The organism is Micromonospora sp. NPDC005305 (genome assembly GCF_040607315.1).
Taxonomy (GTDB): domain Bacteria; phylum Actinomycetota; class Actinomycetes; order Mycobacteriales; family Micromonosporaceae; genus Micromonospora.
Genome location: NZ_JBEXGL010000007.1, coordinates 54,448 through 74,833 on the forward strand (window position 1 = coordinate 54,448; position 20,386 = coordinate 74,833).

The 20,386-nt window shown below is 73.8% G+C and carries 21 protein-coding genes; 10 read left to right on the plus strand and 11 right to left on the minus strand.

The features are described from left to right. Positions 1–34 precede the first annotated feature (34 nt). Entirely contained in the window at positions 35–934 is a 900-nt protein-coding gene (locus tag ABZS80_RS14050) for a Gfo/Idh/MocA family oxidoreductase (protein WP_355056296.1), read from the minus strand. Between the two features lie 168 nt (positions 935–1,102). On the opposite strand from ABZS80_RS14050, the gene ABZS80_RS14055 reads away from it, so the two are divergent. Further along, a complete protein-coding gene (locus ABZS80_RS14055; RefSeq protein WP_355056084.1) occupies positions 1,103–1,498 on the plus strand; it encodes a hypothetical protein in 396 nt (131 codons plus the stop codon). Beyond that, positions 1,491–1,895 (plus strand): hypothetical protein, encoded by a 405-nt coding sequence (locus ABZS80_RS14060; RefSeq protein ID WP_151463475.1) that lies wholly within the window; start codon positions 1,491–1,493, stop codon positions 1,893–1,895. Before ABZS80_RS14055 ends, ABZS80_RS14060 begins: the two co-directional genes overlap by 8 nt. 29 nt (positions 1,896–1,924) lie before the next feature. Here the strand turns inward: ABZS80_RS14060 and fabG are convergent, their stop codons facing one another. Then, positions 1,925–2,683: a 3-oxoacyl-ACP reductase FabG gene (gene fabG, locus ABZS80_RS14065; RefSeq protein WP_355056085.1), complete on the minus strand. Its 759-nt coding sequence runs from the start codon at positions 2,681–2,683 to the stop codon at positions 1,925–1,927. A 52-nt stretch (positions 2,684–2,735) separates the two neighbouring features. Further along, a complete protein-coding gene (locus ABZS80_RS14070) occupies positions 2,736–4,388 on the minus strand; it encodes an alpha-amylase family protein (RefSeq protein WP_355056086.1) in 1,653 nt (550 codons plus the stop codon). 71 nt (positions 4,389–4,459) lie between these two features. On the opposite strand from ABZS80_RS14070, the gene ABZS80_RS14075 reads away from it, so the two are divergent. Together ABZS80_RS14075 and ABZS80_RS14080 are read left to right on the plus strand one after the other, a co-directional pair. Then, complete coding sequence (locus ABZS80_RS14075; protein ID WP_355056087.1) at positions 4,460–5,059, plus strand: DUF1349 domain-containing protein; 600 nt, start codon at positions 4,460–4,462, stop codon at positions 5,057–5,059. Between the two features lie 84 nt (positions 5,060–5,143). Then, the gene (locus tag ABZS80_RS14080) at positions 5,144–5,806 is read left to right on the plus strand and encodes a DedA family protein (RefSeq protein ID WP_355056088.1); all 663 of its coding nucleotides are present in this window, start codon (positions 5,144–5,146) and stop codon (positions 5,804–5,806) included. 13 nt (positions 5,807–5,819) lie between these two features. Here the strand turns inward: ABZS80_RS14080 and ABZS80_RS14085 are convergent, their stop codons facing one another. The 4 genes from ABZS80_RS14085 to ABZS80_RS14100 form a co-directional block, all read right to left on the minus strand. Beyond that, on the minus strand, positions 5,820–7,385 hold the full coding sequence (locus ABZS80_RS14085) for a cellulose binding domain-containing protein (RefSeq protein WP_355056089.1): 1,566 nt from the start codon (positions 7,383–7,385) through the stop codon (positions 5,820–5,822). Between the two features lie 135 nt (positions 7,386–7,520). Continuing rightward, complete coding sequence (locus ABZS80_RS14090; protein ID WP_355056090.1) at positions 7,521–8,945, minus strand: carbohydrate-binding protein; 1,425 nt, start codon at positions 8,943–8,945, stop codon at positions 7,521–7,523. 78 nt (positions 8,946–9,023) lie between these two features. Next, on the minus strand, positions 9,024–9,767 hold the full coding sequence (locus ABZS80_RS14095; RefSeq protein WP_355056091.1) for a membrane protein insertase YidC: 744 nt from the start codon (positions 9,765–9,767) through the stop codon (positions 9,024–9,026). A gap of 117 nt (positions 9,768–9,884) precedes the next feature. Then, the gene (locus ABZS80_RS14100) at positions 9,885–10,154 is read right to left on the minus strand and encodes a DUF6412 domain-containing protein (protein ID WP_355056297.1); all 270 of its coding nucleotides are present in this window, start codon (positions 10,152–10,154) and stop codon (positions 9,885–9,887) included. Positions 10,155–10,476: 322 nt separating this feature from the next. On the opposite strand from ABZS80_RS14100, the gene ABZS80_RS14105 reads away from it, so the two are divergent. The 4 genes from ABZS80_RS14105 (at position 10,477) to ABZS80_RS14120 (ending at position 15,132) form a co-directional block, all read left to right on the plus strand. Next, positions 10,477–11,625 carry a glutamate--cysteine ligase gene (locus ABZS80_RS14105; RefSeq protein WP_355056298.1) on the plus strand — a complete coding sequence of 383 codons (1,149 nt, stop codon included), beginning with the start codon at positions 10,477–10,479 and terminating at the stop codon, positions 11,623–11,625. A 40-nt stretch (positions 11,626–11,665) separates the two neighbouring features. Then, on the plus strand, positions 11,666–13,045 hold the full coding sequence (locus ABZS80_RS14110) for an FAD-dependent oxidoreductase (RefSeq protein ID WP_355056092.1): 1,380 nt from the start codon (positions 11,666–11,668) through the stop codon (positions 13,043–13,045). A 17-nt stretch (positions 13,046–13,062) separates the two neighbouring features. Further along, a complete protein-coding gene (locus ABZS80_RS14115) occupies positions 13,063–13,503 on the plus strand; it encodes a hypothetical protein (protein WP_355056093.1) in 441 nt (146 codons plus the stop codon). Positions 13,504–13,710: 207 nt separating this feature from the next. Next, on the plus strand, positions 13,711–15,132 hold the full coding sequence (locus ABZS80_RS14120) for a WGR domain-containing protein (protein WP_355056094.1): 1,422 nt from the start codon (positions 13,711–13,713) through the stop codon (positions 15,130–15,132). A gap of 43 nt (positions 15,133–15,175) precedes the next feature. Here the strand turns inward: ABZS80_RS14120 and ABZS80_RS14125 are convergent, their stop codons facing one another. Together ABZS80_RS14125 and ABZS80_RS14130 are read right to left on the minus strand one after the other, a co-directional pair. Further along, positions 15,176–16,435: a hypothetical protein gene (locus tag ABZS80_RS14125; protein ID WP_355056095.1), complete on the minus strand. Its 1,260-nt coding sequence runs from the start codon at positions 16,433–16,435 to the stop codon at positions 15,176–15,178. A gap of 2 nt (positions 16,436–16,437) precedes the next feature. Continuing rightward, on the minus strand, positions 16,438–16,953 hold the full coding sequence (locus ABZS80_RS14130) for a SigE family RNA polymerase sigma factor (RefSeq protein WP_151465028.1): 516 nt from the start codon (positions 16,951–16,953) through the stop codon (positions 16,438–16,440). A gap of 88 nt (positions 16,954–17,041) precedes the next feature. On the opposite strand from ABZS80_RS14130, the gene ABZS80_RS14135 reads away from it, so the two are divergent. Further along, a complete protein-coding gene (locus tag ABZS80_RS14135; protein WP_355056096.1) occupies positions 17,042–17,914 on the plus strand; it encodes an aminoglycoside phosphotransferase family protein in 873 nt (290 codons plus the stop codon). A 36-nt stretch (positions 17,915–17,950) separates the two neighbouring features. Here ABZS80_RS14135 and ABZS80_RS14140 read toward each other — a convergent pair whose 3' ends face one another. Next, positions 17,951–18,544 carry an NAD(P)H-dependent oxidoreductase gene (locus ABZS80_RS14140; RefSeq protein ID WP_355056097.1) on the minus strand — a complete coding sequence of 198 codons (594 nt, stop codon included), beginning with the start codon at positions 18,542–18,544 and terminating at the stop codon, positions 17,951–17,953. Positions 18,545–18,658: 114 nt separating this feature from the next. On the opposite strand from ABZS80_RS14140, the gene ABZS80_RS14145 reads away from it, so the two are divergent. Continuing rightward, entirely contained in the window at positions 18,659–19,498 is an 840-nt protein-coding gene (locus ABZS80_RS14145; RefSeq protein ID WP_355056098.1) for a helix-turn-helix transcriptional regulator, read from the plus strand. A 9-nt stretch (positions 19,499–19,507) separates the two neighbouring features. On the opposite strand, the gene ABZS80_RS14150 is transcribed toward ABZS80_RS14145, so the two are convergent. Beyond that, on the minus strand, positions 19,508–20,371 hold the full coding sequence (locus ABZS80_RS14150) for a DNA-formamidopyrimidine glycosylase family protein (RefSeq protein ID WP_355056099.1): 864 nt from the start codon (positions 20,369–20,371) through the stop codon (positions 19,508–19,510). Positions 20,372–20,386 lie beyond the last annotated feature (15 nt).

Sequence of the window (20,386 nt, forward strand, 5' to 3'; positions counted from 1 at the left end):
TAGCGGCGGCCCGGCCGGCCCGCGACGGAATTCCTCAGAGGTCGACGGTGCGCCGCTGGCTGCGGGCGGTCTCGGCGGCGTCCAGCACCGCCACCACCTCACGCCCGAACCGGACGTCGCAGCGGTGATCGCGGGTGCCCGCGTCGACCTCCTCCAGCAGCTGGTCGATGGCCGTGCCGAACGCCTGGAGCACGCTGCCGTCGCCGGGCGGGACGGTCTCGATGCCGTTCTCGCCGAAGAAGACGAAATCCCGGGTGACCGCCTCGGCCGGCGCGTCGAGGGTGAGCGAGAGCGAGCTGGTGGCGCCGCCGTCGTGGGTGAGCAGCAGGTGCACGAGGCCACTCGGGCCGTCCGTGGCGGTGACCCGGTTGACCCGGCCGAGCACCGGCAGGATCAGCGACAGCGCGTGCGGGCCGATGTCCCAGAGCGCGCCCCGGTCCCGCCGCCACTGCGAGTTCCCGTACGGGTTCCCCGGCTGGAAGATCGAGGCGAACATGGTCCCCCGGGCGTGCTGCCAGCCGCCGGCCGCCGCCGTCGAGGCGAGGAAGCCGGTGACGTTCGGGTGGAACCGCTGGGTGAAGAAGACCACCGAGGCCACGCCGGACGCCTGCGCTGCGGCGACCACCCGGTCGGCGTCGGCGAGGCTCAGCGCCAGCGGCTTGTCCAGCAGCAGGTGCCGCCCGGCGTTGGCGGCCCGGACGGCGATCTCGGCCTGCACGTCCGGCGGCAGCGCCACGGCGATCGCGTCGCAGGCGTCGAGCAGCGCGTCCACGTCCTCGAAGACCGGCACGCCGTGCCGGGTGGCCAGCGTGGCGGCCTTCGCCGGGTCACGCCCCCAGACCCCGGCCAGCTCGGCCCGCGGGTGCGCGTCGATGGCCGCGGCGTGCGTCTCCGCCGCCCAGTGACCCGTGCCGAACAAGCCGAACCGCACCAGGACCCCCTGCTGTCGTCCTCCGCCACGGCGTACGCCGGTGGCCGTGATCCACGCTAGTCGCCCGGCCCGGCCGGCGCGCCGCGACCCCGCGGGAGAGCCGGTCGACGGTGGCTACTACGACGATTAGTAGGCTGTGCCGGTGAACTCGACTGCGCCGGGACGGCGTCGATGACCACCGCCGCGGCGGCCGGCTCGCCGGTGGACGGGATCCTCGCGACGGCCTCGATCGTGCTGTCGCTCCTCATCGCGGTCTGGGCCCTGGTGGCGGCCGTACGCCACCGCGCGCCGGACCGGCTCCAGTTCGTCGGCCTGGCCGTGCTGGAGGTGGCCCTGCTGGCGCTCGCCGTGGTGGCGCTGGTGGCGCTCGGCGGCGGCGAGCGGCCGGGCGAGCCGGGGGCGTTCTTCGGCTACCTCGTGACGCTGGTCTGCCTGCCGCCGCTGGCCTGGGTGCTGGCGCGGATGGAGCCGACCCGGTGGGGCTCGGCCATCGTCTGCGCCGTCTGCCTGGTCACCCCGGTGGTGGTGGTCCGGTTGCAGCAGACCTGGGAGGTCGTCGGTGGCTGAGCAGCGGGCGACGAACCGGGGGCCGGGCCGGCTGCTGATCGCGGTCTACATCCTCTTCGCCATCGCCGCGACGTCGCGGGCCGGGCTCCAGATCGCCACGAAGTTCGACGAGGCCCCGGTGGCGTACCTGCTCTCCGCGCTCGCCGCGCTGATCTACATCGTGGCGGCGGTCGGGCTGGCCCGGGCCGGGCACGCCGGCCGCCGGGTCGCGCTGGCCTGCTGCTCGGTGGAGCTGGTCGGGGTGGTCGGTGTCGGCATCCTCAGCCTGGCCGACAAGGAGCTGTTCCCGGACGAGACGGTCTGGTCCGGCTTCGGCAGCGGCTACGGCTACATCCCGCTGGTGCTGCCGGTGCTCGGCCTGCTCTGGCTCTGGCGCACCCGGCACGACCCCGCCTGAGGGGCCGCGCCGGGCGCGGGGCGGCCGGCTCAGTCCTTCGGACCGCCGGCGACGTAGATGACCTGGCCGGAGACGAACGACGCGCCCTCGCTGGCCAGGAACGAGATGGTGTGCGCGACGTCCTCGGGGCGGCCGGCGCGGCGCACCGGGATCTCCGCGGCGGCGTGCTGCTGGAGCGCGGCGAAGTCGACCTTCATCCGGGCCGCGGTGGCGGCCGTCATGTCGGTGACGATGAAGCCGGGCGCGACCGCGTTGACGGTCACCCCGAACGGGCCCAGCTCGATGGCGAGGGTCTTGGTGAAGCCCTGCAGGCCGGCCTTGGCGGCCGAGTAGTTCGCCTGGCCCCGGTTGCCCAGCGCCGAGGTGCTGGAGAGGTTGACGATCCGGCCCCACTTCCGCTCGACCATGTGCTTCTGGGTGGCCTGGCTGAACAGGAACGCGCCGCGCAGGTGCACGCCCATGACGGTGTCCCAGTCGACCTCGGTCATCTTGAACAGCAGGTTGTCGCGGAGCACGCCCGCGTTGTTGACCAGCACGGTCGGCGCGCCCAGCTCGGCGGCGACCCGCTCCACGGCGGCCTCCACCTGGGCCCGGTCGGACACGTCGGCGCCGACGCCGAGCGCCCGCCCGCCGGCCGCGGCGACGGCGTCCACGGTCTCCTTGGTCGCCGACTCCTCGATGTCGACCACGGCGACGGCCATGCCGTCGGCGGCCAGCCGTCGGGCGGTGGCCGCGCCGATGCCGCGCGCGGCTCCGGTCACGATGGCGACGCGGGGCTCCTCCGACATGATTACCTCCCGGTAACTTGGGCTCGATCGAAGGAGCTTAACGGACCCACCGTCAGAGGCCGCTGCCCCGGCGGATGCGGATCCACCGGTAGCCGTAGCCGGCGAGCTTCAGCCGGTCCAGCTTGCCGACCTCCTCGTAGTTGCGGTCGGTGAACACGTCGATCGGCAGGTCGGCCTCGGGGGCGAGGACGCTCAGGTCGACCTCGGCGTCCTCGGTGCCGAGGTTGTGCAGGAAGACCATCGTCCCGGTCGGCCCGTCGGCCCGGTGCGCGAGCACCCCGGGCGGCATCGGCACGTCGATGTGGCTGGTGCTCCCCGAGCCGATCTCCGGGGCCTCCCGGAGGGTACGGATCATCCGCTCGAACCAGCCCAGCAGCGACCTCGGGTCCTTGCGCTGGGCGGTCACGTTGACCTTCTGGTAGCCGTACTCGCCCTTGTCGAGCACCGGGCGGACCAGCTTCTCCGGGTCGGCCGTGGAGAAGCCGCCGTTCTCCTTGTACGACCACTGCATCGGGGTGCGGATCGCCTCCCGGCCGGGCAGCGACAGGTCCTCACCCATCCCGATCTCCTCGCCGTAGCGCAGCACCGGCGTGCCGCGCAGCGAGAACTGGAGCGCGTACGCCAGCTCGATCCGGCGGCGGTCGTTGCCGAGCATCGGGGCCAGCCGGCGGCGGATGCCCCGGCCGTAGAGGCGCATGTCCTCGTCCGGGCCGAACTGCGCGTACACCTGGTTGCGTTGTTCGGCGGTGAGCCGGGACAGGTCGATCTCGTCGTGGTTGCGCAGGAAGGTGGCCCACTGCCCGCCCTCGGGCAGGGCCGGGGTGTCGCGCAGCGCCTCGATCACCGGCTCCGGGTCCTGGCGGGCCAGGGCCAGCATGAGCCGCCCGTTCATCATGAAGTCGAAGAGCATGTGGATCCGGTTGGCGGAGCCGCCGCTGTCGCCGAAGTAGACCGGCAGCTGGTCGGGTTCGACGTTCGCCTCGGCCAGCAGGACGGCGTCGCCCCGCCGCCACTGCACGTGCTGGCGCAGCTCGGTGAGGAAGTCCATGTCCTTGGGCGAGTTGGGGTTGCCGGGCTCGGTCAGCTCGATGATGAACGGCACCGCGTCCATCCGGAAACCGGAGACGCCGAGCTGGAGCCAGAACGACATGACCTTCTTGATCTCGGCACGGACCTCGGGGTTGGCGACGTTGAGGTCCGGCTGGAACTTGTAGAAGCGGTGGTAGTACCACGCCTTCGCGGTGCGGTCGTAGCTCCACGTCTCGTTCTGCTCGCCGGGGAAGACCATGCCCTGGTGCCGGTCCGGCGGCGCCTCGGCGCTCCACACGTACCAGTTGCGGTACGGCGAGTCGGGCGAGGAGCGGGCGGACTGGAACCAGGGGTGCTCGTCCGAGGTGTGGTTGACCACCAGGTCGATGATCACCCGGATGCCCCGGTTCCGCGCCTGGTGCAGCAACTCGGCGAAGTCGCCGAGGGTGCCCAGCCGGGGACTGACGTTGTAGAAGTCGGTGGCGTCGTAGCCGTCGTCCCGGTTCGGCGAGGGATGGATCGGGTGCAGCCAGAGGCAGGTCACCCCGAGCCGGGCGAGGTAGTCCAGCCGGCCGATGAGGCCGCGGAAGTCACCCACCCCGTCGCCGTCGGAGTCAGCGAACGTGTCCACGTCGAGGCAGTAGACGACCGCCTCCTGGTACCACCTGTCACCCATGCCCCGTCTACTTCTCCGGTCCGCGACTGCGGCAAACCCACGGCTCGCCGCCGGGCCGGTACGGTGCCCGCATGAACGCCGCCACGCACGCCCTCGACTGGTCCGCGGGCACCTGGCTCAACCCCCCGGAGCGAACCGGGTCCGCCGGTGACGCGCTGCTCGTCGAGCCGCGCGGGGGGAGCGACTTCTGGCGGCGGACGAGTTACGGCTTCGTGCACGACGACGGCTCGGCGCTGCTCGCCCCGTTCCCCGTGGACAGTGCCGTGGAGGTGAGCTTCCGGCTCGACTACGCCGCCCAGTTCGACCAGGCCGGCGTGCTGGTCCGGGTGGACGAGCGGCGGTGGACCAAGGCCGGTGTGGAGGTGAGCGACGGGCAGCCGCAGGTCGGCGCCGTGGTCACCGACGAGCGGTCGGACTGGTCGGTGGCCCCGGTGCCGGAGTGGTCGGGGCGGGACGTGACGGTCCGGGTCAGCCGGGCCGGGGACGCGCTGACCGTCCGCGCGCGGGTGGCCGCCGAGCCGTGGCGCCTGGTCCGGGTGGCCCCGCTGGACCCGGAGGCCGAGGCGGCGGCCGGGCCGTACTGCTGCTCGCCCAGCCGGGGCGGCCTGGTGGTCCGCTTCACCGGCTGGCGGCGGGGGCCGGCGGACGCCGCGCTGCACCCGGAGGGCTGAGCCGGCGGCCGGCAACCGGCAGGTGTGACCGGGCCTGATCCGGGTACCAGTTCCGGATCCCCGGCACCGCGCGGAAGGACGCCCATGGCACTCGCCCAAGACGTCGACCCGAACCAGTTCACCGGGCTGACCGGCTGGGTGGCGACCGTGATCGACTCGTTCGGCGCGGTCGGGGTGGCCCTGCTGGTCGCCCTGGAGAGCATCGTCCCGCCGATCCCGAGCGAGGTCGTGCTGGCCATGGCGGGTTACCTCGCCGCCGAGGGCCGGTTCAACGTGGTGCTGATCGTGCTGGCGGCGACGGCCGGCTCCCTGCTCGGCGCGCTGGTCCTCTACTGGCTCGGCGCCGCGCTCGGCGAGGAACGGCTGAAGCGCTGGCTGGACCACATCCCCCTGGTGGACCGGGAGGACCTGGAGAAGGCCGACCGCTGGTTCGAGCGGCACGGCCGGTGGGCGGTGCTGTTCGGCCGGGTGGTGCCCGTGGTGCGCAGCCTGGTCTCCGTGCCGGCCGGCGCCAACCGCATGCCGCTGGGCGAGTTCATCGTGCTCACCACGCTGGGCAGCGGGGTGTGGAACGCGCTGATCGTCGGGGCCGGTTTCGCCCTCGGCTCGCGGTGGCAGGAGGTCGACCACTACAGCCACTGGTTCAACTACGCGATCTTCGCGGTCTTCGCGGTGACCGTCGCGGCCTGGGTGGTCAAGAAGGTACGCCGGCGGCGCGCCCGGCAGTCGGTGACCGCCGGGCGCTGACCGCGGCGCGGGATCAGAATCCCGCGGTGATGCTGGTGAACTCCCAGGTGTTCTGGGCGATGCCGGAGCAGTTGGAGACCACCCCGCCGCCCGGGCAGGGCCGGTCCCGGTTGACCGACCAGAAGGTGAATCGGGCGAGCCCGCGGGCCTTGGCCCAGTCCCGGATCTGCGTCCAGGTGGCCGGCGTGGTCAGCTCCTGCTGGTCGGAGAGGCCGTTCATGCCGGAGAGGCCCATGTGGGCGTAGGCGGTGGCGTCGGACCAGCCGAAGGCCGTCTTCAGGGCGTTCTTCAGGCCCTCGGCGGCGTTGACCGTGCTCTGGTACATGTTCGCGCCGCCGCCGAAGTCGAACGGCATGATGGTGAAGACGTCGATGTTGGCGCCCTTCGCGGCGGCCTGGTTGATCAGCCGGGTGCCGTAGTACGACGGCCCGGTGGTCGAGGTGCCGAAGGTGACGATCGTCTTGATGCCCGGGTTGTTCTGCTTGACGATCTTCAGGGCGTCCAGGATCCGGTCCTGCACCACCTCGTTCTCGAACTCGTCGCTGTTCTCGATGTCGATGTCGATGGCCTTGAGGCCGTAGGCGTTGATGACCTGCTGGTAGGCGCCGGCCAGCGCGCTCGCCGAGGAGCAGTTCGGGCCGAGCTTGTTGCCGCTCCAGCCGCCGAAGGACGGGATGATGTCGCCGCCGGCCGCCTTGATCGCGGCGATGGTGCTGGCGTGCGCGCCGCCGGTGAGCGGGCCGCTGCCGTCCCAGGCCGGGGTGCAGCCGCCGCCGGAGAGCACGAAGGCGATGGTGAACCACTTGATCCCGGTCGCGCCCATCACCGTCGACGGCGCGGGCGGGTCGCCCCAGCCCGGGTAGAGGTAGGGCGCCGCGGCCATCGCGCCGCCGCCCCCGCCGGTGCAGCCGGTGGTGGTGGCCGACACCGCCGCCGACTTCGCCGACTCACCGCTGGCGTTGTACGCGGCCACCGTGTAGCTGTGCCCGGTGCAGGCGCCCAGCCCGGAGACGGTGGTCGAGGTGCCGGTGACGGTGGCCTTCACGGTGCCGCCCTCGTAGACCCGGTAGCCGGTGACCGTGCCGGAGACGGCGTTCCAGGCCAGCGAGACCGACGTGTTGGTGGTGCCGGTGACCCGGAGGCCGCCCGGGGTGGCCGGGGCGCCCGGGTTGCCGCCGCCCCCGCCGCTGCACGAGCCGCCGTTGACCGTGCAGTTGATCGGGTCACCGGTGCCGCTGACGATGAAGCCGAAGCTGGTGCTGGCGCCCGGTGCGAGGGCGCCGTTCCAGGACTGGTTCACGGCGGTGACGTGCTGGCCGGAGGTGGTCAGCCGGGCGTCCCAGAAGGAGCCGAGGGTGCTGCCGGCGGGCAGGTCGAACTGGACGTTCCACGAGGAGATGCCGGCCGAGCTGTTGTTGGTGACGGTGAACTTGGCCTCGTACCCGCTGCTCCAGCTGGAGGTGCGGACGAAGGCCGCGGTGGCGGCGGAGGCGGGCGGCGCGGCCAGCACGGTGCCGGCGACCAGGGCGGCGGCGAGCGCGACGGCGAATGTCGCCAGGCGGGTGGAGCGGAGTCTCACGGCGTCCTCCAGGGGACCGTTGTGGTGGAGGGTGGGCATTTACGACCGTCGACGTGCGCTCATTATTAAGACTGTTAACTGTTTCTGTCCAGAGGCAGACCGGGGGTCCCCCGCGGGGACCCCCGGACCGGCCGCTCAGCGCCGGAAGGTGAACCAGTTGACGTTGACGAAGTCGGCCGGCTGGCCGCTGCTGAAGGTCAGGTAGACGGTGTGCCGGCCGGTGACCGCGGCGACGTTGCCCGGCACCGAGCGCCAGCTCTGCCAGCCGCCGGTGTTGGCGACCGCGAAGCTGCCGATCGGCGCGCTGGTCGGGCTGTCCACCCGCACCTGGACCAGCCCGCTCACCCCGCCCGGCGCGCCGGAGGCGACCCGGGCCACGAAGTCCTTCGGCGGCGTGCCGCCGAAGTCCACGTTGTCGTAGCGGGCCCAGTCGCCGTTGGCCAGCCAGCCGATGTCCTGGCCGCCCTCGGCGCACGTCTCCACCTGCACCCCGCTCTGCCCGCTGAACGCCTCGGCCTGGATGGTCGAGTACGCGTCCACCACCCCGCCGGGCGGCGGCGTGGTCGGGGTCGGCGACGGCGTGCCGCCGCCACCGCGCGTGTAGGCGGCCACGTAGTCGACCATCATGGGCCGGCCGGAGACGGTGGACGCCGTGGGCGTGGCGGAGCCGGCCACCCCGTCCGGGAAGCCGCCGCCCATGGCCACGTTCAGCAGCATGAAGTAGCCGCTGTGGTTGGTCATCTGACCCCAGTACGGCTCGCCGACCTGGTTCTGGCTCACCGTGTGGAAGAGCTGGCCGTCGACGTACCAGCGCAGCTGCTGGGGGCTGATCGAGGCGTCCCACTCGAAACGGTAGGTGTGGAACGCCGACTGGCAGGTGCTGCCCGGGCAGGCGCGGGAGGCGCCGAGGCCGTTGAACTCGTTGCACGGCCCGCCCGGGGCGACGCCGCAGTGCAGCACCCCCCAGACCGAGTTGATGCCGTTGACGTTCTCCATCACGTCGAACTCGCCCACACCCGGCCAGTTCTGGTAGTTGCCCCGGTACGGGGCGCCGAGCGCCCAGAAGGCCGGCCAGTAGCCGGCGGCCTGCGCGCCGGTCACGTTCGGCATCTGGATCCGGCCCTCCAGGGCCAGGACTCCCCCGGCCGGCGGCTTGAAGTTGGCGCGGACGGTCTCGATCCGGGCCGAGGTCCACCGTCCGGAGGCGTCCTTGAGCGGGGTGATCCGCAGGTTGCCGGCGCCGTCGTGGGCCAGGTTGGCGGTGCTGTTGGTGTAGGTCTGGATCTCACCGGTGCCCCAGTTGGCCGGGCCGCCCGGGTAGCTGGTGCCGGTGTCGATGATCCAGTTGGCGGACGAGGGCAGGGTGCCGGCCGCGCCGGTGAAGTCGTCGCTCCACACGAGGTTCCAGCCGGCGGGCGGCGGCGGCACGGCGGCGTGCGCGGTCATCGTGACGGTCGCGAGGGCGGTGGTGGTGGCGAGCACGGCGGCCGCCAGGGAGAGCCGCCGGCGGGACCGGCGCACGGCGGAGGGGGCGGCCGTGGCCGCCGGGACAGGGTTCATCGGGGTGCCTCTCTGCGGGGACGGGCATGAGAGAGCGCTCTCTTGAGAGCGATTTCTACGCGCCCGCCCCCACACTTGTCAACGTGCGTCGATGCCTTCCGGCTGGGGCCGGCGCAGCACCGCCTGCTCCAGCGCCGTCCACGCCGTCGTGGTGACCAGGTAGAGCACCGCCGCGAGCGGCACCACCAGCGCCACCAGCACCGTGGTGAACGGCAGCAGCGGCACGAGCCGGCCCAGCACCGCGGCACCCGGGCCCTCGGTGGGCGCGCCGGCGATGGTGCCGGTGGCCGCCGCCGCCCGGCGCGCCCGCCGGGACGACCACCAGGCCAGCACCAGGAGCACCACCAGCAGCACCCCGAAGACCGCCACCACCGGGCCGGTGAGCCCGTCGCCGAGATGCCACCCCAGGGGTACGCCGGCCAGCTTCTCGTCCAGCAGTCGGGGGTGACCGTCGCCGGTGGCGAAGAGGCGGTACATGACCAGGAAGAACGGCGCCTGCAACAGTGCCGGCAGGCAGCCCGCGACCGGGCTCGCCCCGGCCCGGCGGTAGAGCGCGAACAACTCGCTCTGCAGGCGGCCGGGGTCGTCGGCGTACCGCCGCTGGATCTCGCGGACCTCGGGGGCGAGCGCCGCGCGGCGCCGCTCCCCGCGGACCTGCGCCAGGGTGAGCGGCGAGATCAGCAGCCGGACCCCGATGGTGAACAGGACGATCGCGGCGGCCGTGGCGGCCCCGCCGGCCAGCGGGGCGAGCGTGCCGGCGAGCCAGGTGACGACGGCGCCGGCGGCGGACGCCGCGGCGTGCAGTGGTGCGAAGGCGAGCATGGGGTGACCCCTCGGTCCGATTCCGGATGCCCCGGCGGGACGGCGGTCCCGCGGGACGGATGACGACGGAACCGGCCGCGCGGCGAGGATGCGCCGGAGAAGGACCCGGCGAGCTGGCTACGCGGCCGAGGGGCGCAGCCCGGGCGCGCGGGGACGCGGCCGCCCCGGTGCGTCCGGGTCGACCTGGCGGGGCACCCGGCGGTGCCGGGCCCGGGCCCGCAGGGCGACGGCGAGCCGGCCGGCGGGAGGCGTGGGCAGCGCCCGGACCCGCAGCGCGAGCAAGGTGGCGAGCAGCAGCGCGGCGGCCACCGCCGCGCCGGCCAGCAGGCCGGCCGGGCGGTCCGCGAGCAGCGTGAGCGCGTACGCCCACGTCCCGGTCACCAGCATCCCGACCACACGCCGACTCTAGAACCCGCTGTCACGTCCCGGGACGCGATCGCCGCCGCCGCCCGTTCGACCACCCCCGCGGCGCCGGTCGTCACGGTGCGCGACGCGACGCGCCGAGGGCGGGCGCGACCGCCGGCGGCGGCGTGCGGCTCGTCGCCGCGGGCGGAATCCGCGTTCCCGCCGGGCTCCGCGACCCACGAACGGGGGACGTGAACCGCGCGTAGCCGGCGACACGCCGTCCGGCGCGTTTCCTCCCGTCGACACGGTGGGTAACAGGACATCGACCCCGCGGCACGGTGCCGCGGCCGGTGCGGAGTGGACGGTGGTCGCGATGAGCGGGTCAGTGGCGGAGCAGGAACGGAGCGCCGCACCGGGCGGCACGGACCTGCTGACAGTCGGCGTGGAGGAGGAGTTCCTGCTCGTCGACCCGCACACCGGGACCGCGGTGCCCGCCGTCGACCTGGTCATGGAGCAGGTGCCGGCCGAGCTGCGGGGCCAGGTGGAGCGGGAGTTCCAGACCAGCCAGATCGAGATCGGCAGCCCGCCCGGGCTGGAGCTTTCCTCGATCCGGCACTCGCTGGGCATGCTCCGCGCCGAGCTGGCGGCCGCCGCCGAGCGGGCCGGCGTCCTGCTCCTGGCCATCGGCACCGGGCCGGTGGACGGGCCGGTGCCCCCGGTGGTGGACAAGCCCCGCTTCGACCGGATGATCGAGCGGTTCCGGCTGCTGGTGCCGGGCCCGGGCAACAACGGCATGCACGTACACGTCGGCATCCCGGACGCGGAGACCGGCGTGCAGGTGCTCAACCACGTCCGGCCCTGGCTGCCGATCCTGCACGCGGTCACCGCCAACTCCCCCTTCGCCAAGGGCGAGGACACCGGCTACGCGAGCTGGCGCTCCGTCGAGTGGGAGCGCTGGCCGTCGGTGGCGCCCACCCCCTGGCTGGAGTCGCACGAGCACTACGACCGGCTGATCCGGCAGCTCATCGCCAGCGGCGTGATGCTCGACGAGGGAATGCTCTACTGGTACGCGCGGCTGTCCGCCAAGTACCCGACCGTGGAGATCCGGATCGGTGACGTCTGCCCGTCGGTGGACGACGCCGTGCTGGTCGCCGCCCTGGTCCGGGCCCTGGTGGCCACCGCCATGACCGAGATCGCCGAGGGGCGGCCGGCCATCAACACCGACCACCACCTGCTGGTCGCCGCGCACTGGCGGGCGGCCCACGACGGGCTGGAGGGCGACGGCGTCGACCTGACCGACGGCGAGCTGCGCCCGGCCTGGGAACTGCTGGACGGGCTGGTCGAGCGGGTCCGCCCGGAACTGGAGCGGCACGGCGACCTCGACCGGGTGACCGACCTGCTGGGCGCGCTGCGCCGGCACGGCAGCGGCGCGGCGCGGCAACGGGCGGTGTTCGCGCGTACCGGCAAGCTGGTCGACGTGGTCGCGGACGTGGCCCGGCAGACCCGGGGCTGAGCGCCCCCGCCGGCCCGGCGCGCGTGACAGGATGGGCGTCGTGGTGGAGCGGATGGTCGTCGTCGGCGGGGACGCCGCCGGGATGTCGGCGGCGTCCCAGGCCCGGCGCCTCCGCGACCGGGACGACCTGGAGATCCTCGCCTTCGAGCGCGGTCATTTCACTTCCTACTCGGCCTGCGGAATCCCCTACTGGGTCAGCGGGCTGGTCCCGGAACGGGACCAGCTTGTCGCCCGCGACCCGGCCACCTTCCGGGACAAGTTCGACATCGACGTCCGGCTGCGGCACGAGGTCACCGCCATCGACCTCGACCGCCGCGAGGTGGTCGCGCGGGATCTGGAGAGGGACGCCGAGGTCCGCACCGGCTTCGACACCCTGGTCTACGCCACCGGCGCGACCCCGATCCAGCCCGAGTGGGCGCGGGGCGGGGTCGCCGGGGTGTTCGGCATGCAGACCCTCGACGACGGCACCGCCCTGCTGGACTGGCTGGAACGCGAGCCCCGCCCCCGCCGCGCCGTGGTGGTCGGCGGCGGCTACATCGGGGTCGAGATGGCCGAGGCGCTGCTGCACCACGGGCTCTCGGTCGACCTCGTCGAGCAGGCCGACCAGCCGATGTCCACGGTGGACCCGGACATGGGCGAGCTGGTGGCCGAGGCGATGCGCGGCACCGGCATCGGCATCCGCGCCGGCCTGACCGTCACGGGCCTCGACGAGCGGGACGGGCGGATCGCCGCGGTGGTCACCGACGAGGGGCCCATCCCGGCCGACGTCGTGGTGCTCGGCCTGGGCGTACGCCCGAACGTCGCGCTCGCCACGGCCGCCGGCCTGCCGCTCGGCCCGTCCGGGGCGATCCGCGTCGACCGGCGGATGCGGGTGCCCGGGGCGGACGGCGTCTGGGCGGCCGGCGACTGCGTGGAGAGCCTGCACCGGGTCAGCGGCCTGCCGATGCACATCCCGCTCGGCACCCACGCCAACAAGCAGGGCCGGGTCGCCGGGATCAACATCGGCGGCGGCTACGCGACCTTCCCCGGCGTGATCGGCACGGCGGTGACCAAGGTCTGCGACCTGGAGGTCGGACGGACCGGGCTGCGCGAGCGGGACGCCAGGGCGGCCGGCTTCGAGTTCGTCACCGTGCTCGCCGAGTCGACCAACCGGGCCGGCTACTACCCGGGCGCCCGGCCCATGACGGTCAAGCTGATCGCCGAGCGGCCCAGCGGCCGGCTGCTGGGCGCCCAGATCGTCGGCTGGTCCGAGGCGGCCAAGCGGATCGACGCGCTGGCCGTGGCGCTGTGGAACAACATGACGGTGGACGAGATGACCGGGCTCGACCTGGGCTACGCACCGCCGTACGCCCCGGTCTGGGACCCGGTGCTGATCGCGGCCCGCAAGGCCGTCGACGCCCTCTCCCACGCCGGCCGGTAGAGCGCGGAGGCGGAAGGGTGTCCCGCAGCATCACCGGCCACGTGCATTTCCACCCGGACCACTCCATGTGTCTCCTGCTCGCCGGGCCGGACGGTCCGGTTGAGGTCGGCAGCACCCGACGTTCTGCGGACCTCGGGCGGATGGCCGAAGAGGCCGCTACCCGCCTGTACGGATCGGCGCCGGTGGACATCTCGCTCGTCGTCGACCGGCCGCCCTGGCTGACGGAAGGAATGATCGTGCGGCCCTCCGCACCCGATGACCCAGGTGCGACGGCCGAGCATCCCTATGGCCAGATCGTGGGATTCCTTCCGGTGGGCGGCGTGCTCGTATGGCATCCCCGGACGAGTGCCGCCGTGCACGCCCCGGAGGACCTCGTCGTGTGCTCGCCGGCATCTGTCGATCCCCGCATCGTCCGCGAGATAGCCACGCGAACCGGAATTGCGCCAGTGGCAGGGTGAGACGCGACGATCACACCGGACCGCCGGCAGCCAGGGAAGCCACGAGGACGGCCGGATGCGGTGGGGGATCCCCGAAGGACTGAGCCGTTGTGGGTGCGCCTGTTGTCGTTCCAGCGGCACCAGGCGCACCCGAGGTTCTTTGTCGGTGGGCCGGTTTACCTTGTGAGGGCTTTGCCGGGTCCGGCACTTTCCCCTCGGAGGCTCTTCATGTCGCAGGAGACGACTTACCTCGAACTGTCCGAAGTGGACGGAGGAGCGCACAAGTTCTACGAGGTCGTGGTCGACGACATCACGATGACCGTGCGCTACGGCCGGATCGGCGACCAGGGTCAGGTGAAGACCAGCGCCTTCCCGGACAACGCCCGCGCCCGGGCCGCCGCCGCGAAGAAGATCGGCGAGAAGGTCCGCAAGGGGTACGCGCCGGCGGTGCCCGGCGTACGCCCGAAGCGGGCGATCTCCCGGCGGCAGATCGTGAGCACCCGCTCGACCGCCCGCACCGCCCCGGTCCTCTGGCGCTACGCCTCGGGCGCGCCCGCGTTCGGCATCTTCATCGACGGGCAGACCTGCATGGTGGGCAACGAGCACGGGGTGATCACCACGCTCGACCACGACGCGCGGGTGCTCCACCAGGTCCGGCTTCCCGACGGGGTGAAGTGCATCGTCGCCGACGACGCCTGGATCTACGCGGGCTGCGACGACGGCAACGTCTACGACCTCTCCGGCAAGGTGCCCCGGGTGGCGTACGCGATCGCTCCCGACATCGACATCTACTGGCTGGACATCCACGACGGCGTGCTGGGCGTCTCCGACCGCGAGGGCGGCATCGCCGCGGTGGACCACGAGGACGAGTTCCTCTGGCGCCGGCCGGGCCGGGGCCGCTCCGCCTGGATGGTGCGCTGCGACAGCGACGCCCTCTACCACGGCCACTCGCAGGGGGTCACCGGCTACGACTGGCGGACCGGGCGGGAGCTGTGGCACACCCGCACCGGGGCGGTGCTGTTCGGCTGGCAGGAGCGTGACGCCGTGTTCGCCGGCACCGGCACCCGCGAGGTGGTGCGGCTGCGCAAGGACGGGCGGGCCGAGCGGACCTACCGGTGCGACTCGGCGGTCTTCTCCTGCGCCACGGCCGAGGGCGGCCGGTACGTCTTCGCCGGCGACAGCGCCTCCTCGATCTACTGTTTCGACGAGGCCGGCAACCGGCTGTGGAAGCTCGGCACCGGGTGCGGCTCGGCCTACTCGATGCAATACCACGACGAGCGGCTCTACGTGGTGACGACCGGCGGCTACCTGGCCTGCGTCGACGCCAGCGAGCCGGCGATCCGGGCGGCCGAGGCGGGCAGCGTGCCCGAGGTGGTCGACGTGAAGGCCCCGGCCCGCCTGCCGGAGCCGGCCGCCTGGACCAGCGTGGAGGTGACCACCGACGACCGGGCCGGCGTGGTGGTGCAGTGCGTGGAGCAGGGCGGTCGGCTGCGCATCCACGTGCTCTCCGACGGCTTCCGGCGCGACTGGCCGGTGCAGTTCCCGAAGGGCATCCGGGAGCCCGGGGCGCGTTACCTGGTCACCGAGGTCCGGGAGGCGGGCCGGGGCGGCTTCTACCGGGCGTACGGCGACATCCGCCGGCTGCGCTGACAAGCTCCGGTCCGGGGGCGGTGCGGGACCGCCCCCGGACCGGTCACCGGCAGGTCCAGCGCACCGGCCGGACCTGGTCGTCGGACCCGAGCTTCCCGCCGAGCACCCGGCCGTCGTCGCTGAAACTGTTCACGCTCCCCTGCCGGTCGCCGCGCCAGCCGTCCGGCACGGGCAGCTTCACCGACCTCGTATCGGTGATCACGCCGGGGACGTCATCGGCGACCCAACCGGCCAGCCAGCCCCGACCGTTGCCGGTCCCGGCCCAGAGGACGCCCTCCAGCACCTCCGCCCGCCCGGTCCGCAGGTCGATCCGCACCGGGTACCTGGTTATGCCGTTGCGGGGAACCACCTTGGTGTCGCGTTCGGCGGTGCCGGTCACCCAGCCACCGGCCAACGACAGGGGCAGGAACCGGTCGGCCTTCCCGCCGGGCACCCGCGGCAACGGCAACACCTCCGGCCGCGCGGCGCCCGGACGCCACACCACCGCGCGGGTGGGCTTGTCCGGGTGCCCGTCCGACATCGCCGCCAGGACGGTGCCGTCCTCGTCGATGTCGACGGCCGTGCCCTCCCACCGCGGGCCAGGCAGTGGCAGGTCGACCGGCCGGCTCTGGTACGAGTCCCAGACCACCGGCAGTCGCCTGGTCCCCGGCTCCCAGGGGGCTCCGAGGCTGCGGTAGCCGACGATCCGGCCGGCGTCGTTGACGGCCATCGCACCCGCGGGCATCTCCCCGGGCAGGCCGATGACCTCGCCGTTGCGCACCACCCACGCCCGCAACCCGCTGCCGGCCCCTAACGACGAACCCACCGCCACGCCTGCCCGGTTGACATCCGTCAGCTCCTGCCCCGAGCCCGGCATCTCCACCTCGCGGACCCGGTCCCCCTCCCAGATCAGCAGGCCGAAATCCACGCGACCCTGCCCCTGCGGGGCCCGGCGGCCCACCAGCCACCGGCCGTCCGGGTCACCGCCGGTGACCGCGCCCCGTGGGTCGCCCGGAACGGGCAGCAGCTCGGCCCTGCACACGCCCTGCCACGCGCCGGTCGGCCGCGGTTCCGGCAACGGCGTCGACGGGCTGGGGCTCCCGGCCGGCGCAGGCGCCGCCCGCCCGTCCCCACCCAGCGCCGCCGGCAGCGCGGCCATCGCCAGCACGCCCAGGGCGGCCGCCCCGGCCGCCGCCACCCGGCGGTTGCGCCGCCGCCGACGGGCCTCCCGGATCGCCCCCGGCAGGTCGATCCGGGGCGGGCCGGCCGGCTCGTCGTCCAGCCACCGCAGCCGGTCGGCGACCTGTTCCTCATCGGTCCTCATGCTCACCGCTCCTCTCCGGTCCGGCCGGCCAGCTCGCGGTCCCCGAGCAGCCGTCGCATCGCCGCCAGGCCGTGCGAGGTCTGGCTCTTCACCGTGCCGGGCGAGCAGCGCAACGCCCGGGCCACCTCCTCCACCGGCAGGTCATGCAGGAAACGCAGCACCAGCACCGCCCGCTGGCGGGGCGGCACCTTGGCGAGGGCGTCGCGCAGCACGGTCCGCTCCTCGACGCCCCGGTCCTCGGTGAACCGCATGTCGGGTGGCCCGCCGAACAGGTGCACCCGCCACCAGCCGCGCCGCCGGGTGTCCAGGAAATGCCGCACCAGCACCGTGCGGACGTACGCGTCGAGCTGCTCGACCTCGCCTATCCGGGCCCAGCGCAGGTAGAGCCGGGTGGCGGTCTCCTGCACCAGGTCGTCGGCCTGGTCGGCGTCACCGCAGAGCGCGTACGCCAGCCGGCGCAGCGCCGGCAGGCGGGCGGTGACGTACTCGATGTATTCCTGGTCCGATGCGTCCGGCATCCGGCCACCTCCGTGGGGTTCGCTGTTCCAGACGGCATCGCGCCGGAATCGGTTGTACGCGACCGCCACCGGAACCCAGGATGGTCGGGTGCATCTGGAGATCCCCGAGGGGCTGCGCTGGACCGAGCGGCATCCGGCCGGCCGGGAGTGGCTCGCCACCCTGCCGGAGCGGCTGGCCGGGTGCGTGGCGCGCTGGGAGCTGCGGGTCGGCCCACCCTTCGCGTACGCGTTCGCGTCGCTGGCCCTGCCGGCGGAGCTGCCCGACGGCACCCGGGCGGTGCTCAAGCTCCAGTACCCGGACGACGACAGCGTGCACGAGGCGACCGCGCTGGCGCACTGGGCCGGCCGGGGAGCGATCCGGCTGCTGGCCCACGACGCCGAGCGCCGCGCGCTGCTGGTCGAGCGGTGCGACCCGGGCACCCCGCTGCACGGGCTGTCCCCGGATGCGGCGCTGGACGTGGCGATCGGGCTGCTCCCCCGGCTCGGCGTGCCGGCCGGCCCGCCGTTCACCCCGCTCGCCGAGGAGGCGGCCGGCTGGGCCGAGCGGATGCCGGCCAAGTGGGAACGCCTGAACCGGCCGTACGAGCGGCGGCTGCTCGACGCCGCGCTCGGGATGCTCGCCGACCTGACGCCCAGCCAGGGCGCGCAGGTGCTGGTCAACCAGGACCTGCACGCCGGCAACGTGCTGTCGGCCGGCCGCGAGCCGTGGCTGGTCATCGACCCGAAGCCCCTGGTCGGCGAGCGGGAGTTCGCCGTGGTGCCGCTGGTCCGCGGTCCGGAGCTGGGCCGCTCCCCGGCGGCGGTGCGGCACCGGCTCGACCGGCTGAGCGCCGAGCTGGGCCTGGACCGGGACCGGGTGCGCGGCTGGGCGGTCGGGCAGACGCTGGCCTGGAGCATCGGCGAGGACCAGGTCTTCCCGCAGCAGATTGAGACGGTCCGCTGGCTGCTGGGCGTGGCGTGACCGTTCCGGGCCCGGTCACGCCGCAGACCGCGGCGGTCAGGCCGGGTACGGGACCGCCTCGCGTGCCGCCCGCAGGGCCCCGGCCCACCAGGCGAGCTGGTCCAGCAGGGTCTTGGCGTAGCCGGCCGCCGCGGGATCGAGGGGCTGGCCGTCCTGCCACGCCGTGAAGTAGTTCGGGAAGGCCAGCCCGTCGCGGATGGTCACCGCGTGCAGTTCGGTGAGCACGTTCTCCAGGTGCAGGACGGCGTGCCGGCCGCCGGCCGCCCCGCCGTAGCTCACGAAGGCGACCGGCTTGGCCGTCCACTGGGTGAAGTGCCAGTCGATGGCGGCCTTCAGCGCGGCCGGGTAGCTGTGGTTGTACTCGGGGGTGACCAGGACGAACGCGTCGGCGTCCCGCAACGCGGCGGTCAGCGGCGCCATGGCCGCCGGGCGCGGGTACGCGTCGCCCGCGAACTTCGGGGACTCCGCAGGCAACTCCAGCGGGATCTCGACCTGGGTCAGGTCGACGACGTCGACGTCGAACCCGCCGTGCTCGCGCGCCCGCTCGGCGACCCAGGACGCGACGACCGGCCCGAACCGGCCTTCGCGGACGCTTCCGATGACGATGACCAACCTGTGCTTCTCGTTCATGCGCTCCACGGTCCGCCGCCCGGACGGCGGCAACCAGACCGGGCGCAGGCTGGCCCCCACAGGGCCACGCTACGCCGGCCGGGGCGGCCGGAACCCGGCCTAGACTTCCCACCCATGGGTACGCCACTGGGCGACTTCGTCCGCGCCAAGCGCGACAGCCTCCAGCCGGAGTCCTTCGGCCTGCCCGATCGGGGCCGGCGCCGCTCCCCCGGCCTGACCCGGGCGGAGGTGGCCACCCGCTCGGGGATCAGCGTGGAGTACCTGACCCGCATCGAGCAGGGCCGGGACCGTAACCCCTCGCACTCGGTGCTGCACGCCCTCGCGGACGGCCTGAGCCTCGACGCCGGGGAACGCCATCACCTGCGCTACCTCGCGAAGATCACCGGCGGGGCCTGCCCCGGGCACCGGCCGCCGGCCCCGCCCAACCGCGAGGTCCGGCCCACCGTGCGGGAAACCGTCCGGCTGCTCGAACCCGGGGTCGCGTTCGTCACCAACCGGCTCGGCGACGTGCTCGCCCACACCGGCGGGTTCGAGCTGGTCATGGGCGCGACCGGGCTGCTCGACGCCGACGCGGCCAACCTGACCCGCTACGTCTTCACCGACCCCCGCGCCCGGACCGTGTTCCCCGACTGGGACCAGGTGGCCGACGAGCAGGCCTTCGACCTGTGGCTCGGGCCGTCCGCCGAAGCCTCCGAATGGTTCACGGTCCAGCTCGCGCCCGTCGCCGGTCCGGAGTTCACCCGGCGGCTCCGCCAGCACCTGCCGCCGCCCCAGGTCCCGCTCCGGCTCGTCCATCCCGTCGCGGGCGAGCTGCGCTGGCACCGGGAGAAGCTGGAACTGCCGAGCACCGACGCCCAGGAACTGGTCGTCCTGCTGCCGGCCGACGAGGCGACCGCGCGGGCCGTCGAGGGGCTCCGGCACCGCCGGCACGGCACCCTCCGCGCCGTCGGCTGACCGGGCCGGTCAGCCGGCCTGGCAGGTGGCGCACCAGTAGAGGTTGCGGCCGGCGAGCGCGCCCCGGCTCACCTCGGTGCCGCAGACGTGGCAGGGCTCGCCCGGCCGGCGGTAGACGTAGACCTCGCCGCCGTGCCGGTCGACCCGGGGCGCCCGCCCCATGGCGTCCGGCAGGTGCTCGTCGCGCACGGTGTCGATCCGTCCCCGCTCGGCGGCGACGGTCATCAGTGCGACCAGGTCGGCCCAGAGTTCCGCCCAGCCGGCCGGGGTGAGGTTCCGCCCGGGCAGCAGCGGCGGCAGCCCGGCCCGGAACAGCGCCTCGGTCACGAAGATCAGGCCGGTGCCGGCCACCACCGACTGGTCCAGCAGCAGCGCGGCCAGCGGGGTGGGGCTGCGCCGGATCCGGGCGTACGCCCGCTCGGGGTCGGCGTCGGCGCGCAGCGGGTCGGGGCCGAGCCGGTCCCGCAGGGCGGCCACCTCGGGCGGGGTGAGCAGCTCGCACGCGGTCGGCCCGCGCAGGTCCAGCCAGTGCCGGTCGTCCGACGACTCCAGCTCGGCGCGTCTGCCGCCGCGCCGCGACCTGGAGCCGTCGCTGGTCAACCGCAGGCGGATCTGCCCGATCGGGGGCGGCGGCTCGCCCGGGCCGTCGGTGACCTTGCCGTAGAGCCCGAGGTGGACGTGCAGGGTCAGCTCGCCGGCGTAGTGGTGCAGCAGGTGCTTGCCGTACGCCTCGGTGCCGTCCAGGACGGTGCCGGTGAGCTGGGCCGCGCCCTCGGCGAAGCGGCCCTGCGGGCTGGCGGCGTGCACCTTGTCGCCGGCGAAGAGCTCGGCGTGCCGGGCCGCCAGGCGGTGGATGGTGTGTCCCTCTGGCACGACGGCAACGGTAGC

Bases quoted from the DNA above. Each gene is read 5' to 3' on its own strand.
- ABZS80_RS14055 (WP_355056084.1), top strand. From the start codon at position 1,103: ATGACCACCGCCGCGGCGGCCGGCTCGCCGGTGGACGGGATCCTCGCG.
- fabG (WP_355056085.1), bottom strand. From the start codon at position 2,683: ATGTCGGAGGAGCCCCGCGTCGCCATCGTGACCGGAGCCGCGCGCGGC.
- ABZS80_RS14070 (WP_355056086.1), bottom strand. From the start codon at position 4,388: ATGGGTGACAGGTGGTACCAGGAGGCGGTCGTCTACTGCCTCGACGTG.
- ABZS80_RS14075 (WP_355056087.1), top strand. From the start codon at position 4,460: ATGAACGCCGCCACGCACGCCCTCGACTGGTCCGCGGGCACCTGGCTC.
- ABZS80_RS14080 (WP_355056088.1), top strand. From the start codon at position 5,144: ATGGCACTCGCCCAAGACGTCGACCCGAACCAGTTCACCGGGCTGACC.
- ABZS80_RS14090 (WP_355056090.1), bottom strand. From the start codon at position 8,945: ATGAACCCTGTCCCGGCGGCCACGGCCGCCCCCTCCGCCGTGCGCCGG.
- ABZS80_RS14095 (WP_355056091.1), bottom strand. From the start codon at position 9,767: ATGCTCGCCTTCGCACCACTGCACGCCGCGGCGTCCGCCGCCGGCGCC.
- ABZS80_RS14100 (WP_355056297.1), bottom strand. From the start codon at position 10,154: ATGCTGGTGACCGGGACGTGGGCGTACGCGCTCACGCTGCTCGCGGAC.
- ABZS80_RS14120 (WP_355056094.1), top strand. From the start codon at position 13,711: ATGTCGCAGGAGACGACTTACCTCGAACTGTCCGAAGTGGACGGAGGA.
- ABZS80_RS14125 (WP_355056095.1), bottom strand. From the start codon at position 16,435: ATGAGGACCGATGAGGAACAGGTCGCCGACCGGCTGCGGTGGCTGGAC.
- ABZS80_RS14130 (WP_151465028.1), bottom strand. From the start codon at position 16,953: ATGCCGGACGCATCGGACCAGGAATACATCGAGTACGTCACCGCCCGC.
- ABZS80_RS14140 (WP_355056097.1), bottom strand. From the start codon at position 18,544: ATGAACGAGAAGCACAGGTTGGTCATCGTCATCGGAAGCGTCCGCGAA.
- ABZS80_RS14145 (WP_355056098.1), top strand. From the start codon at position 18,659: ATGGGTACGCCACTGGGCGACTTCGTCCGCGCCAAGCGCGACAGCCTC.